The sequence below is a fragment of the Pseudomonas sp. A25(2017) genome, from assembly GCF_002001065.1.
Taxonomy (GTDB): Bacteria; Pseudomonadota; Gammaproteobacteria; order Pseudomonadales; family Pseudomonadaceae; genus Aquipseudomonas; species Aquipseudomonas kilonensis.
The window spans coordinates 1-15,499 of record NZ_MUOA01000059.1; the positions used below are offsets into that span (position 1 = coordinate 1).

General features: G+C 61.0%; 6 protein-coding genes and 1 pseudogene. 4 read left to right on the forward strand and 3 right to left on the reverse strand.

Features of this window, described 5'->3' with window-relative positions; all coding sequences use genetic code 11:
- Both B0E42_RS31265 and B0E42_RS12190 read left to right on the forward strand, forming a co-directional pair.
- A pseudogene (locus tag B0E42_RS31265) lies at positions 1-9,029 on the forward strand (LapA family giant adhesin); the annotation flags it as partial.
- 141 nt (positions 9,030-9,170) lie between these two features.
- Positions 9,171-9,509: a hypothetical protein gene (locus B0E42_RS12190; protein ID WP_014335964.1), complete on the forward strand. Its 339-nt coding sequence runs from the start codon at positions 9,171-9,173 to the stop codon at positions 9,507-9,509.
- 151 nt (positions 9,510-9,660) lie between these two features.
- On the opposite strand, the gene B0E42_RS12195 is transcribed toward B0E42_RS12190, so the two are convergent.
- Positions 9,661-10,032, reverse strand: coding sequence for a DUF6124 family protein (locus B0E42_RS12195; protein ID WP_077506490.1), 372 nt, complete (start codon positions 10,030-10,032; stop codon positions 9,661-9,663).
- 430 nt (positions 10,033-10,462) lie between these two features.
- On the opposite strand from B0E42_RS12195, the gene B0E42_RS31095 reads away from it, so the two are divergent.
- Complete coding sequence (locus B0E42_RS31095) at positions 10,463-10,627, forward strand: hypothetical protein (protein ID WP_218191455.1); 165 nt, start codon at positions 10,463-10,465, stop codon at positions 10,625-10,627.
- A gap of 779 nt (positions 10,628-11,406) precedes the next feature.
- Here B0E42_RS31095 and lapD read toward each other — a convergent pair.
- Complete coding sequence (gene lapD / locus B0E42_RS12215; RefSeq protein WP_077506493.1) at positions 11,407-13,353, reverse strand: cyclic di-GMP receptor LapD; 1,947 nt, start codon at positions 13,351-13,353, stop codon at positions 11,407-11,409.
- 14 nt (positions 13,354-13,367) lie between these two features.
- Complete coding sequence (gene lapG / locus B0E42_RS12220; RefSeq protein ID WP_371915893.1) at positions 13,368-13,991, reverse strand: cysteine protease LapG; 624 nt, start codon at positions 13,989-13,991, stop codon at positions 13,368-13,370.
- A gap of 269 nt (positions 13,992-14,260) precedes the next feature.
- Between lapG and B0E42_RS12225 the strand changes: the two genes are divergently transcribed.
- A complete protein-coding gene (locus B0E42_RS12225) occupies positions 14,261-14,953 on the forward strand; it encodes a GntR family transcriptional regulator (protein ID WP_018613216.1) in 693 nt (230 codons plus the stop codon).
- The last annotated feature ends 546 nt before the right edge of the window (positions 14,954-15,499 follow it).

Sequence of the window (15,499 nt, forward strand, 5' to 3'; positions counted from 1 at the left end):
CTCCGTTGGTTATCACCCTGTCGAACGGCCAGACCATCACCATCCCGGTCGGCGCCAGCAGTGGCAGCGTGAACTTCGTTACACCAAACGACGCCCTCGCCGGCGGCGACAACCTGAGCGTGAAGATCGACGACGCCCAGGGCGGCAACTACGAAAAACTGGACATCGACGCCACTCCGGCGGACACCGCCGTTACCGATGTGCAGGACACTACCGGCCTGACCTTGAGTGCGACCGATACCGTTGCCGAGGGCGGTTCCATCGTTTACACCGCAACATTGACCAACGCCGCCGGCTCGCCAGTGACCGTGACCCTGAGCAACGGCGCGGTCATCAACATCGCTGCAGGCGCCACCACCGGCACCGTGACGGTCGATGCGCCAACAGACGACGTCTACAAGGACGCGGGCAAAGTCGAAGTCAGCATCGACAACGCCACTGGCGGTAACTTCGAGAACCTGGTTCCGAGCACCACGCCGGCGGTGACTGACGTCACCGACACCATCGACACCAGCACCGTTTCGCTCACAGCGACTTCGGCTGTGGCCGAAGGCGGCACCGTGGTTTACACCGCCTCGGTCAATGCACCCGTGACCGAAGCTCCGTTGGTTATCACCCTGTCGAACGGCCAGACCATCACCATCGCGGTCGGCGCCAGCAGTGGCAGCGTGAACTTCGTTACACCAAACGACGCCCTCGCCGGCGGCGATAACCTGAGCGTGAAGATTGACGACGCACAGGGCGGCAACTACGAAAAACTGGACATCGACGCCACTCCGGCGGACACCGCCGTTACCGATGTGCAGGACACTACCGGCCTGACCCTCTCGGCAACCGACACTGTCGCCGAAGGTGGCTCGATTGTTTACACCGCCACCCTGACCAACGCCGCCGGCTCGCCAGTGACCGTGACCCTGAGCAACGGCGCCGTCATCAACATCGCCGCCGGCGCCACCACCGGCACAGTGACGGTCGATGCGCCAACAGACGACGTCTACAAGGACGCTGGCAAAGTTGAAGTCAGCATCGACAACGCCACTGGCGGTAACTTCGAGAACCTGGTTCCGAGCACCACGCCGGCGGTGACTGACGTTACCGACACCATCGACACCTCGACTGTCAGCCTGACCGCAACGTCCACCGTCGCTGAGGGCGGCACCGTGGTTTACACCGCCTCGGTCAATGCACCCGTGACCGAAGCTCCGTTGGTTATCACCCTGTCGAACGGCCAGACCATCACCATCGCGGTCGGCGCCAGCAGTGGCAGCGTGAACTTCGTTACACCAAACGACGCCCTCGCGGGCGGCGATAACCTGAGCGTGAAGATCGACGACGCACAGGGCGGTAACTACGAAAAACTGGACATCGATGGCACGCCTGCCGACACCACCGTTACCGACGTGCAGGACACCACTGGCCTGACGCTCTCGGCAACTGACACTGTCGCTGAAGGCGGCTCGATTGTTTACACCGCAACCCTGACCAACGCCGCTGGCTCGCCAGTGACCGTGACCCTGAGCAACGGCGCCGTCATCAACATCGCCGCCGGTGCCACCACCGGCACCGTGACCGTCGACGCCCCAACAGACGACGTCTACAAGGACGCGGGCAAAGTCGAAGTCAGCATCGACAACGCCACTGGTGGTAACTTCGAGAACCTGGTTCCGAGCACTACCCCAGCGGTGACCGACGTCACTGACACCATCGACACCAGCACCGTTTCGCTCACAGCGACTTCGACTGTGGCCGAAGGCGGGACCGTGGTTTACACCGCCTCGGTCAATGCACCCGTGACCGAAGCTCCGTTGGTTATCACCCTGTCGAACGGCCAGACCATCACCATCCCAGTCGGCGCCAGTTCCGCTTCGGTGAACTTCGTTACACCAAACGAAGCCCTCGCCGGCGGCGACAACCTGAGCGTCAAGATCGACGACGCCCAGGGCGGCAACTACGAAAAACTGGACATCGACGCCACCCCGGCGGACACCACCGTTACCGATGTGCAAGACACTACCGGCCTGACCTTGAGTGCGACCGATACCGTTGCTGAGGGCGGTTCCATCGTTTACACCGCTACATTGACCAACGCCGCCGGCTCGCCAGTGACCGTGACCCTGAGCAATGGTGCGGTGATCAACATCGCCGCCGGTGCTACCACCGGCACCGTGACCGTCGATGCGCCAACAGACGACGTCTATAAAGACGCGGGCAAAGTTGAAGTCAGCATCGATCAAGCGACTGGCGGTAACTTCGAGAACCTGGTTCCGAGCACTACCCCAGCGGTGACTGACGTCACCGACACCATCGACACCAGCACCGTTTCGCTCACAGCGACTTCGACTGTGGCCGAAGGCGGGACTGTGGTTTACACCGCCTCGGTCAATGCACCCGTGACCGAAGCTCCGTTGGTTATCACCCTGTCGAACGGCCAGACCATCACCATCGCGGTCGGCGCCAGCATTGGCAGCGTGAACTTCGTTACACCAAACGACGCCCTCACCGGCGGCGATAACCTGAGCGTCAAGATCGACGACGCCCAGGGCGGCAACTACGAAAAACTGGACATCGACGCCACTCCGGCGGACACCGCCGTTACCGATGTGCAGGACACTACCGGCCTGACCTTGAGTGCGACCGATACCGTTGCTGAGGGCGGTTCCATCGTTTACACCGCAACATTGACCAACGCCGCCGGCTCGCCAGTGACCGTGACCCTGAGCAACGGCGCGGTGATCAACATCGCCGCTGGTGCTACCACCGGCACCGTGACGGTCGATGCGCCAACAGACGACGTCTACAAAGACGCTGGCAAAGTTGAAGTCAGCATCGATCAAGCGACTGGCGGTAACTTCGAGAACCTGGTTCCGAGCACCACGCCGGCGGTGACTGACGTCACCGACACTATCGACACCTCGACTGTCAGCCTGACCGCAACGTCCACCGTCGCTGAGGGCGGGACTGTGGTTTACACCGCGTCGGTCAACGCTCCGGTAACTGATGCCCCGCTCGTCGTGACGTTGAGCAACGGCCAGACCATTACTATCCCAGTCGGCGCCAGCTCCGCCTCGGTGAACTTCGTTACACCAAACGACGCCCTCGCTGGCGGCGACAACCTGAGCGTGAAAATCGACGACGCCCAGGGCGGTAACTACGAAAAACTGGACATCGACGCCACCCCGGCCGACACCACCGTTACCGATGTGCAAGACACTACCGGCCTGACCTTGAGTGCGACCGATACCGTTGCTGAAGGCGGCTCCATCGTTTACACCGCTACCCTGACCAACGCCGCTGGCTCGCCAGTGACCGTGACCCTGAGCAACGGTGCGGTGATCAACATTGCCGCTGGTGCTACCACCGGTACCGTGACCGTCGATGCCCCAACAGACGACGTCTACAAAGACGCCGGAAAAGTTGAAGTCAGCATCGACAACGCCACCGGTGGTAACTTCGAGAACCTGGTTCCGAGCACTACGCCGGCGGTGACTGACGTCACCGACACTATCGACACCTCGACTGTCAGCCTGACCGCAACGTCCACCGTCGCTGAAGGCGGGACTGTGGTTTACACCGCGTCGGTCAACGCTCCGGTAACTGATGCCCCGCTCGTCGTGACGTTGAGCAACGGCCAAACCATCACCATCCCAGTCGGCGCCAGCAGTGGCAGCGTGAACTTCGTTACACCAAACGACGCCCTCGCCGGCGGCGACAACCTGAGCGTCAAGATCGACGACGCCCAGGGCGGTAACTACGAAAAACTGGACATCGACGCCACTCCGGCCGACACCACCGTTACCGACGTGCAGGACACCACTGGCCTGACGCTCTCGGCAACCGACACTGTTGCTGAAGGCGGCTCGATTGTTTACACCGCTACCCTGACCAACGCTGCCGGCTCGCCAGTGACCGTGACCTTGAGCAACGGCGCCGTCATCAACATCGCTGCAGGCGCCACCACCGGCACCGTGACGGTCGATGCGCCAACAGACGACGTCTACAAAGACGCTGGCAAAGTCGAAGTCAGCATCGATCAAGCGACTGGCGGTAACTTCGAGAACCTGGTTCCGAGCACCACGCCGGCGGTGACTGACGTCACCGACACCATCGACACCAGCACCGTTTCGCTCACAGCGACTTCGACTGTGGCCGAAGGCGGCACCGTGGTTTACACCGCCTCGGTCAATGCACCCGTGACCGAAGCTCCGTTGGTTATCACCCTGTCGAACGGCCAGACCATCACCATCGCGGTCGGCGCCAGCAGTGGCAGCGTGAACTTCGTTACGCCAAACGACGCCCTCGCCGGCGGCGATAACCTGAGCGTCAAGATCGACGATGCCCAGGGCGGTAACTACGAAAAACTGGACATCGATGGCACGCCTGCCGACACCACCGTTACCGACGTGCAGGACACCACTGGCCTGACGCTCTCGGCAACTGACACTGTCGCCGAAGGCGGTTCCATCGTTTACACCGCTACCCTGACCAACGCCGCTGGCTCGCCAGTGACCGTGACTCTGAGCAACGGTGCCGTCATCAACATCGCTGCAGGCGCCACCACCGGCACCGTGACGGTCGATGCGCCAACAGACGACGTCTACAAAGACGCCGGCAAAGTTGAAGTCAGCATCGATCAAGCGACTGGCGGTAACTTCGAGAACCTGGTTCCGAGCACCACGCCGGCGGTGACTGACGTTACCGACACTATCGACACCTCGACTGTCAGCCTGACCGCAACGTCCACCGTCGCTGAGGGCGGGACTGTGGTTTACACCGCGTCGGTCAATGCACCCGTGACCGAAGCTCCGTTGGTCATCACCCTGTCGAACGGCCAAACCATCACCATCCCAGTCGGCGCCAGCTCCGCTTCGGTGAACTTCGCTACACCAAACGACGCCCTCGCCGGCGGCGATAACCTGAGCGTGAAGATCGACGACGCACAGGGCGGTAACTACGAAAAACTGGACATCGACGCCACCCCGGCCGACACCACCGTTACCGATGTGCAAGACACTACCGGCCTGACCTTGAGTGCGACCGATACCGTTGCTGAGGGCGGTTCCATCGTTTACACCGCAACATTGACCAACGCCGCCGGCTCGCCAGTGACCGTGACCCTGAGCAACGGCGCCGTCATCAACATCGCCGCAGGCGCCACCACCGGCACCGTGACGGTCGATGCGCCAACAGACGACGTCTACAAGGACGCTGGCAAAGTCGAAGTCAGCATCGACAACGCCACCGGTGGCAACTTCGAGAACCTGGTTCCGAGCACTACCCCAGCAGCGACCGACGTCACCGACACCATCGACAACACCACCGTCAGCATCACCGGCAGCACGTCGGTCACCGAAGGCCAGGCGGCCACCTATACCGTCAGCCTGACGAACCCGGCACAAACCGAAGTGACGCTCAAGATCGTCTACAGCGGCACCGCCGCCGACGGCACGGACTTCACCGGTGTCTACACCGTGAAGATCCCGGCCAACGCCACCAGCGCCACCTTCAACGTGGCAACGCTGGACGACAAGATCACCGAAGGCACCGAAAACTTCGTGGTCAAGATCGACTCGGCCACCGGTGGCAACTTCGAGCACCTGGCGGTCAGCGGCACCAACGGCAGCGTCAGCACCTCGATCATCGACAACGATGCGCCACCGGTACTCGACCTGGACGCCAACAACTCCAGCGGCAAGACCGGTGCCGATTACCAGGTGACCTTCACCGAAGGCACCACCGGCCCGGGCGTGTCCATCGCCGACACCGACCTGAGCATCACTGACCCGGACAGCACCATGCTGACCGGCGCGACCATCGTGCTGACCAACCGTCAGCCTGGCGATCATCTGAACCTAGGCAATAGCGTCAACGGCATCAGCATCAACGCCAACAGCACCGACGGCAAAGTCGTCCTGACGCTGACAGGCAATGCAACGCTGGCCGACTACATGCAGCAGATCAAGAACATCAGCTTCATCAACAACAGCGAAGATCCGAGCACCGTACCGCGCATCATCACCGTGACGGTGACCGACGGCGCGAGCTACTCCAACACCGCCACCACCACCGTGAACGTGGTCGGGATCAACGATGCGCCAGTGGCCACCGGTGGCGCGGTGACCGGTATCGAAGACACGTCACTGGTCCTCGGCTGGTCGACGTTCGGCGTCAGCGACGTGGACAATTCCGCCACCAGCCTGGGTGTGAAAATCACCGAGCTGCCGGCCGATGGCAAGTTGCAGTATCTGGACGGCGCAACTTGGAAAGACGTGGCCAACAACCAGACCTTCACCAAGGCTGACATCGACGCCGGCAAGCTGCGCTTCACTCCGGACGCCAACGAATCCGGCGCCAATGGTTATGTTGGCAGCAGCATGGGCAACAACCAGGCCGACTACGCACAGGTCAAATTCCAGCCAACCGACGGCCAGGTGCTGGGCAATACCGGCACCGTGAAGATCGACATCACCCCAGTCGCCGACGCACCGACCCTCAACGTGGCCGGCAACAACGTGACCTCCACCGGTTTGATCAAGGAAGTCTGGACCGGCCTGTCGGGCCTGGGCACCGATGGCAGCGGCGCGCCGTCCGGCACGCTCAAGTCGGTGATCGATGCCGCCGGCACGCCGAACAGCAGCACCAACGTGACCAACGTGCAGTCCGACGGTAACGTGAACGTGGGCACCGCGTCGAAAACCTCGGGCCTGATTTTCCTCGAAGCCGGCAAGACCTACACCTTCAGCGGCACGGGCGATGACAGCCTGCTGGTGACCATCGGCGGCAAAACCGCCGCGGCAACCACGTGGGGTGCGGGCGGCCAGTTGAACGGTTCGTTCACACCAACCACCAGCGGCTACTACACCCTGGACATCTACCACCACAATCAGCACGGTATCGGTAGCTATGACGTGAACCTGTCGGTCAACGGCAGCACGCCTGTAGACCTGAGCAGTGCCGGCGTACCGCTCTACACCGGCGTGACCGACCTGGCGAATGCTGGCGTGACCGTCTCCGACCTGCACGGCACCAACGGCGAAGGCTACTACGACGGCTTCAAGCTCAACGAAGGCGCCGAAGGCACCAGCGTGCACCTGTCGAAAATCACCACCGCCCTGACCGACACCGACGGCTCCGAAAGCCTGAGCGTGAAGATTGGCGGCATGCCGGAAGGGAGTGTGCTGAGCGACGGCGTGGGCCACTTCGCGACCGTGGGCAGCAACGGCGAAGCATCGGTCAGTGGCTGGAACCTGGGCAGCCTGACCCTGACGCCGCCGGCCTATTACAACGGCCAGCTCAATCTGACCGTGACCTCCACCTCCACCGAAGCCCTCGGAGGATCGGCGACTACCACGGCGCAGATCCCAGTCACCGTGTACCCGGCGACCTACAACGCCATCACCGCCACGGCGGGCAGTGACAACGTCACCGGCACCGACGGCAACGACATCGTCGTCGCCGACATTGGCGGGCTGACCGTAGTGCCGGGCGTCAACTACAACATCGCCTTCATGGTCGACAGCTCCGGCAGCATGAGCGACTCGTCCATCGCCGCGGCCAAGGCCTCGCTGACCTCGGTGTTCAACACCCTCAAGCAGAGCCTGGGCAGCAACTCCGGGACGGTGAATATTTTCCTGGCAGACTTCGATAGCCAGGTGAACAAGTCGATCTCGGTCAACCTCAACAACCCGGACGCCTTGACCCTGCTCAAGGGTGTGCTCGACTCGATGGTGTCCGGTGGCGGTACCAACTACGAAGACGTGTTCAAGACCACGGCGAACTTCTTCAAGAGTACCGACGCCCTGAACAATACCGGGGCGAAGAACCTGACGTATTTCATTACCGACGGTAAGCCTACTTACTACCAGACCGGCGAACAGCCCAACCCAACGCTGTACGGCAGCGTCAAACTCGATGACGTACTGAGCGCATCCAATTACACCGTCGGTAAGTACTACACCCAGACGATCGACGGCACGCACAAGTACACCATCTACGAAAACGGCCAGATGTACCTGTCGACCAAAAGCGGAAAGAACTGGAACGACAGTTATGTCGGCACGGTGCACGCCGAGGGCAATGGCACCTTTGAATTGTCGAACCAGGGCGGCACCGGTTATGGCGATTACTGGAACTATGTCGATTCGGCGACGGGCTCGACCGACAGCTTCACACTGCTCAAAGGCTTGAGCACCGTCGAAGCCATCGGCCTGAACAGCGATGTGACCCTGAACGACCTCAAGCCCTACGATTCGGACTCGACGCCGCAGACCAACATCGACCCGAACAACCTGGCCAACTCGATCATCGGCCACACCGAAGCGACCCTGCCGGGTTCCGACACGGTCAATGGCGGCAACGGCAACGACATCCTGTTCGGCGACCTGGTGAGCTTCAACGGCGTTGCTGGCGAGGGCTACCAGGCCATCCAGGCCTTCGTTGCTCAACAGAACGGCGTGGACGTCAGCAAGGTGACCACCAGCAACGTGCACCAGTACATCACCGAACACTACACCGCGTTCGATGTGTCCGGTGCCCACGATGGCAATGACACCCTGCTGGGCGGTGCCGGCAACGACATCATTTTCGGCCAGGGCGGCAACGACACGCTCAACGGTGGCAAGGGCAATGACATCCTGCTCGGTGGCACGGGTAACGACACACTGATCGGCGGCCAGGGCAATGACACCCTGATCGGTGGCCTGGGCGGCGATACCTTTGTCTGGAAGTCCGGCGACACCGGCACCGACGTGATCAAGGACTTCAAGGCCAGCGAAGGTGACCGGATCGACCTGCGGGATCTATTGCAGGGCGAAACCGGCAGCACCATCGACCACTTCCTGAAAATCAGCACGGTCGATGGCGTGTCGTCACTGCAGGTCAGCACTTCCGGCCAGTTCAATGCGGCCAACGGTGCCGCAGCAACGCCGGATGTGACGATCAAGCTCGAAGGCAACAACTGGTCGAACGTGAACCTGAACTCGTTGATCGCCGGCAGCGACCCGACCATCAAGGTCGATCACAACAACAGCTGACCGGGCCCTCACGGCCGCCCTTCACAGGGCGGTCGTGCATGGCTGCTCCCAGGATGACGATTTCGTCTCCACCCTCCATACTCCCCCACAGTTGGCCTATGCTGCCCAGCATGACGCCGCTTCATACATGAGGGATGCCCGATGTTTTATGTGCAACGCGATGCACAAGGCCTGCTGGTGCGCGTAGAAGCCACCGCTTACGCCGAGGCCACCGAAACCTTGCCGGCCGACAACCACGAGATCCAGGACTGGTTCGCCAACCAGGCGGTGGAAAACAGCCTCAAGCAGCTCAAGCAAAGCGACCTGGAGATGATCCGGGTACTCGATGACTTGATCCAGGTGCTGACCAGCAAAGGCGTCATCCGCGTCACCGACCTGCCACCGGCGGCCCAGGCCAAGCTGATGGACCGCAACCAGGCCCGGGAAGCCTTGGGTGGGTTGAGCCGATTGATCGATGATGATGAGAAAGGGTTGATCTAGGCCTGGTTTCATCGGTGTCGGGACGGCCCTCATCGCGAGCAAGCTCGCTCCCACAGTTGATTAGTGTTGATCTCGATATTTCGGTTCGACACAGATCCAGTGTGGGAGCGAGCCTGCTCGCGAAAGCGGTCTTCAATTCACCACCGGTCTTTCAGACTGATGCTTGCGCTTCAAGCCGATCCATCGCCCGCTCTACCAACAAATGCACCCCATCGGCCATTCGGCTGATCGCCAGGATCACACTGCGGCGTGAGCCATCGACGTCGTCAGCCAGGTCGGCGGCGATGGCGCTGATGGACAGCAGGTCTTCGGAGGCATTGGCCAGGAGGGTTTCGGTGTCGATGTCTGGGGAGACCATGAAGAGTTGGGCGGTTTGGGTTTTTCCCGAGGCTTCATCGGTGGGTTTGGGGTTGAGGTAGTAGTCGAGGGCGCGTTCGGCGGCTTCGTCGAGTTTTTTTGATTTAGAGGATTTGCTGGAGTTGTTGCCAGAGTTTTCTGGCGGATTCGGAGTTACTTTGAACATGTCGTGAAGCTCCATCTGTAGAAGTGGAACCGACACCCTTCGCTTGCACGCAAATGAGGTGGCAGTTGTACGCAGGTGTGCAAGACCGGGCAGACGGAACCCCGGCAGAATCCTTCTCACGAAGAAATCTCCCACGCACAACCGCCATAAAGCGCTTGCGCGTCGTCTTTTAACCGGCTTGCACGCCAGTGTCACCGTTTTTTTCAGTGACAAACCCAGACTAGCCACGAGGCAGACGCCGGACAAGTTCACCAAGTTCGCTACAACTCGAAGGAAATCTCCTAGGACCTTACTTTTAGAGGGGGGTGTATATCCGTTTCTGCGGTAACGGCCACTTAGGGTTCCGCCCTGACGGCGGGTCACTTTCGAAAAGCGCGAAAGTAACCAAAGCGCTCATGCCCCACCACTTGGCACCTCGCCTAGGCTCGGTGTGCCCTCACTCCGGCATTGCTCCGTGGGCCGCCGCGAAGGGCCATCCATGGCCCAGCGCGGCTACCTCGGCATCCATGCCGAGGTGCCCACTGCGCAATGCCTGCGTTCGGCCAGCGTGGTTAATGGGGCGCCCGAGATCAACGTCCACCACGAGGCGGCCTAGTAGCCGACCTGGTTCTTGGAGGGACTGCGTTTCCCCTGTGGGAGCGGGCTTGCTCGCGAAGAGGCCGGCAAGCCCAGCATCCATGTGACTGAACCACCGCTATCGCGAGCAAGCTCGCTCCCACATAGGTTTTTGGTCGTTTATAAGATCAGTGTCCACCGCCGGTCCCTGTGGGAGCCAAGCTTGCTCGCGATGGCGGTGGGTCTGCTTGCACTAATGCTGAATGTGCCGCCGCCTTCGCGAGCAGGCTCGCTCCCACAATAGGATCGAAGTACGGCCGAAAGAACCAGGTCGGCTGTCAGGCCGCCTCGCGAGCAAGCTTTGCTCCCACAGATCCTGCTCAAATAGTCCTGATGGATGTACGACCGGGAGAATCAGGCCGGCTGTAAGGCCGCCTCGCGAGCAAGCTTTGCTCCCACAGGTCCTGCTCAAACAGATCTGACGGGTGTACGACCGGGAGAGCCAGGTCGGCTGGAAGGCCGCCTCGCGGTGGACGTTGATCTCGGCGCCCCGTTAACCACGCTGGCCGAACGTAGGCATTGCGCAGTGGGCATCCCGGCATGGATGCCGGGATAGCCGCGCTGGGCCATGGATGGCCCTTCGCGGCGGGCCCACGGAGCAATTCCTTCGTTCGGGCATGCCGAGCCTAGGCGAGGCACCGAGTGGTGGGGCAAAGCGCTTTTGGTTACTTTTGGCGCTCTTCCAAAAGTGACCCGCCGTAAGGGCGGAACCCTAAGTAGCCGTTACCGCAGAAATGGATATGTACTCACTCAGAAGTCTCAATCCCAACGCTTAGGCTCACCCACCAACTGCCCCTGAACCCCAAACAACCCCATCTCCCGAATCACCGCCAACTCCCCCTCCGTCTCAACCCGCTCAGCAATCAACGGCAGGTCAATACTGTGAGCCGCCCGCTGAATCGCCTCGATGAACAAGCGCTTATCGCTCTCCTGATCAATCGCACGAATATAGCTGCCATCGATCTTCAGGTAAGCCAACCCCAACCGCGACAAGTTGCCAATCATGCTGAATCGCCCACCAAAACGCTGCAGGCTCAAGGAGAAGCCCAACTCACGCAGACGCCGGGTCAACTGCTCCAGCACCGCTTGCTCCGGCAGTTGCTCTTCACCAATCTCCAGGGTCAGGCGCGACCCAAGGTTGGAATGCGCCCGCAGGATCTCAAAGATCTTGTTCAGCGCCTGCGGATCGGCCAAGGTCGCCGAAGACAGGTTCAACGCCAGGGACTGCTCATGCCCGGCCATTTGCTTGAGCACCTGTTCAAGCATCAAGCGGTCCAGGCGCGCGGTCCAGCCAAAGCGCTCCAACCAAGGCAGGAAACGCCCGGCGGGGATCGTCTGGCCCTGCTCGTCCAACAGCCGCGACAGCACTTTGTAATGCAGCACCACCTGGGTGTCCTGGGCAGCCACCACCGGCTGGAAATACAACTCGAAACGCTGATGACTCAGCGCCTGATCAAGCAAATTGTGCCAGGCATGGTGATCATCACCGACACTGGCCGACGCGCTGTGGTCCAGGCAGGCCCAACCCGGTTCGCCCTGGCTTTCGGCCTGGGCCAGGGCCTGGTCGCCGAGCTGGAGCACCGCTTGCGGCGAGTCGCCATGGGCGAACGGCGCCAGCCCGATGGAGGCCACCGACGCCACATCCGTCGCGCCGGTCGCATGCAGGCTCGCCAATGCAGCCTCAAGATTCTGCGCCAGTTGCAGCGCTTCCTCGCGCACCAGCCCAGGTGCCAGCACCGCGAATTCCCCGCCGCGAATGCGCGTGACCAGGTTGTGGGTTTCCGGATACCGCGCGCATTCACGCAGCAATTGCTCACCCACCGCCTGGAGCAACTGGTCGGTGCGCTGCCCGCCCAACCGCTGGTTCAAACCGGCCAGGTCCTTGACCCGCAACAACAGCAGATAACCGGAGCTGGCCTGCTCCGGGTTGCTCACCCGGGCATTGAGCTGCATTTCGAAATAGCGCCGGTTGGCCAGGCCCGTGAGGTTGTCCTGGTAGGATTCGACCCGCAGTTTCTCGCTGCGCTCGGCCTGTTCCTGGAACAGCGCCTTGAGCTTCTCGACCATCTGGTTCATCGCCTGTACCACGCGGCGCAGTTCAGGCGTGCGCGGCAGCTCCGGCAGGCTCAGGAACTCGCGACGGGCGATGGCATGGGACTGATGCACCATGTAGTCCAGCGGCTTGAGCTGGCGACGCAGCAGCAAGGCCCCCAGCACCGCGCTCACGGCGCCACACAGCAAAAGCCAACCCAGGCTGCCCAACGCGCTCTGCCACAGCTTGGCGAGGGCGAACATCGGGTGGCTGACCACTTCAACCCGCGCCGCCTGTTCCCAGCCGCGGCTGACGATGGCATCGCCTCCGGCCGGTTCCAGGCCGATCAGCTTGACGAACCATTGCGGCACGCTGCCGGCGTCCGGCGTGCCGGTGCGCTCGACCAGGGTCTTGTCGGTGGCCACGTCGACCACGCGGATGGTTGCGTAGTAGCCACTGTCGAAGATCGAGCTGACCATCAGCTCCACCATCGCCGGGTCGTCGATGTTCGGCGTCAACGACAGCGCCAGCGCCGTGGCCGCGTCCTGGGCATGGGAGCGCAACTGGTTGACGTACTGGGCCCGCGAGCTCTCCAGGCTGACCATGAAGCTGCCGCTGAAGGCAACCACCAGGAACAGACAGATAGCGATCAACAGCTGTTTGAACAAGGACATCTGAGCGCGCGCTCCTAGTTAGTCGTCTCGACCGGAAAACCTTCGGCCTGCATTTTCTTCAACACATCCTGCCACCGGGACAGGCGCTTGGTGTCACCCACTTTCTTGTTGCCCTTGGCGCCCGGCAGCCACAGCCCTTCGGCATTGAAAGAGTAGACCGGGAGCAAGTCGGTTCGCTGGCTGGCCGGCAGGATGCCGTCGATCAGGCTGTCGAGTACCAGCGGCATCGCCTCGGGCGTGGCGTAATAGGTGAGCACCATGTGCGCACGGTTCTGCCGCAAGGCCTTGACGTAAGTGATGCGCAGCTTGTCACTGGAGACCCCGAGATGACGCAGGCTGAAATACTTGGCGATGGCGTAGTCTTCACAATCGCCAGCGCCCTTCCACAGGGCCTGGATCGGGGTCTCCCAGTAGTCGACCTCGCGCCACAGGTCGATGTCTTCCACGTAGCGCACCTGTTTGTTGAAAAACAGGTTCACCACCTTGAGCTGTTCCAGTTCCGGGATCTGTTTCTGGGTCGCCAGCAATTGCTGCCATGCGTCGATCCGTTGCTGTCCTTCGCCCAGCGGCCCATATAACGCTTGCGCCCGCCGGCTGATCTGCGCAAAGTCCCAGTCGGCGTGCAAGCCACCCAGCATCAGGCCGGCCAGCAACAATGCCGAACACAGCCAGCGCAAGGACCTGAGGACAGGGAAAGGTGCAGCCAAGGGAATACGTCCGAAAAGGGCCGTTGGAAATTCGTTGGATGGTGAAGCCTGGCCCGGTAAAAGACAATGGCAGGTTGCAATCACCATAAGCAGACTAAACTTTAGTTCAGGAACTGGGGCCGCGAGATTTTGACGGCTTGGCAATCTGTAACTAACGTTGGCTTGGATCCAATTTTCGTTACTACCAGTCAGGTGTTGTCGTGACACAGAAGCCCAAACCGCTTAGCACTATCCAGGTCAACGGGCCCATCCCGGCTGACCAGGCACGCTCGATTATCGAAGAGTCTCTGCGCGAGGCCATCCTTGATGGACGTCTGCCTTGCGGCACCGCCCTGCGCCAGCAGGAACTGGCCGACCTGTTCGGCGTGAGCCGCATGCCGGTGCGCGAGGCACTGCGCCAGCTCGAAGCGCAGTCACTGCTCAATGTGGTTCAGCACAAGGGCGCCGTGGTGGCGCCGTTGATCACCAACAATGCGGTAGAAACCTACGCCCTGCGCTCGGTCCTGGAATCGTTCGCCTTGCGCCTGTCCATCCCGCTGCTCGATGACAACGACCTGACAATGGCCGCCCAGTACATCGAACAGCTGGAAACGGAAACCGAACACGCCCAGATCGGCAAGCTCAACCGGCTGTTCCACATGTCGCTTTATCACAAGGCACCCAACAGCAAGCTGCTGGACCTGATCGAGCGCGAGCTCAATGAAGAAGAGCGCTTCCTGCGCTTTCATCTGTCATCCATGGGGCTGGGCAAGTTGAGCCAGGACGATCATCGCGCGCTGCTCGAGGCCGCGCGTGCCAAGGACATCGATAAAGCCGTCGTATTGCTGGAGCGGCACCTGGAAAAAGCCTCTGTCACCATGCGCCGCTATCTGGAACAGTCGTCGAAGCTTTGATCCCTCCTCGGCGGTCCGGCCGGCGTAAAAACTTCTTACATATCCTTCCGACTCACTTGTCGCCTGCGCGGCGCGGCCTGGCCGTGGCCGCGACTTGTCGCCCCATCAGTTCAATGGCACTGCCATCGATTTGGGCTCACTCTTGCGCTTGTCGATTCAAAACAGACCTGAAGAAGTCAACGCCTGGCTGAGGCCAGACGAATCGAAGCCAATACGCAAGGAGCGTCGTCCAACCGGCGGGATGATCGGATGTCCGACCGACGTCCCGCCCATAACATAAAACTTCTTAACTTCCCGATCCCTGAAGTGCTCCGAGTGAGGCATTCACTCGAACTATTCGATTCTGACCCCCCTAAATCGGAAGGAGCTTCTTCGCCCCAATAAAACCTATTTAATAAGTTTTAAAAGCTCTCTTCGCGCCCAATAAAAAGCCAACTTTAAATAATTAAAAAAACACTTGCCGCTCACTTGTTACATGTATTAGTTTTTATTCGCCGCGTTACTTGCGGCCCTTTCGACTTGCGATAAGCCCAGCAAATACAGGCA

Bases quoted from the DNA above. Each gene is read 5' to 3' on its own strand.
- B0E42_RS12190 (WP_014335964.1), top strand. From the start codon at position 9,171: ATGTTTTATGTGCAACGCGATGCACAAGGCCTGCTGGTGCGCGTAGAA.
- lapD (WP_077506493.1), bottom strand. From the start codon at position 13,353: ATGTCCTTGTTCAAACAGCTGTTGATCGCTATCTGTCTGTTCCTGGTG.
- lapG (WP_371915893.1), bottom strand. From the start codon at position 13,991: ATGCTGGGTGGCTTGCACGCCGACTGGGACTTTGCGCAGATCAGCCGG.
- B0E42_RS12195 (WP_077506490.1), bottom strand. From the start codon at position 10,032: ATGTTCAAAGTAACTCCGAATCCGCCAGAAAACTCTGGCAACAACTCC.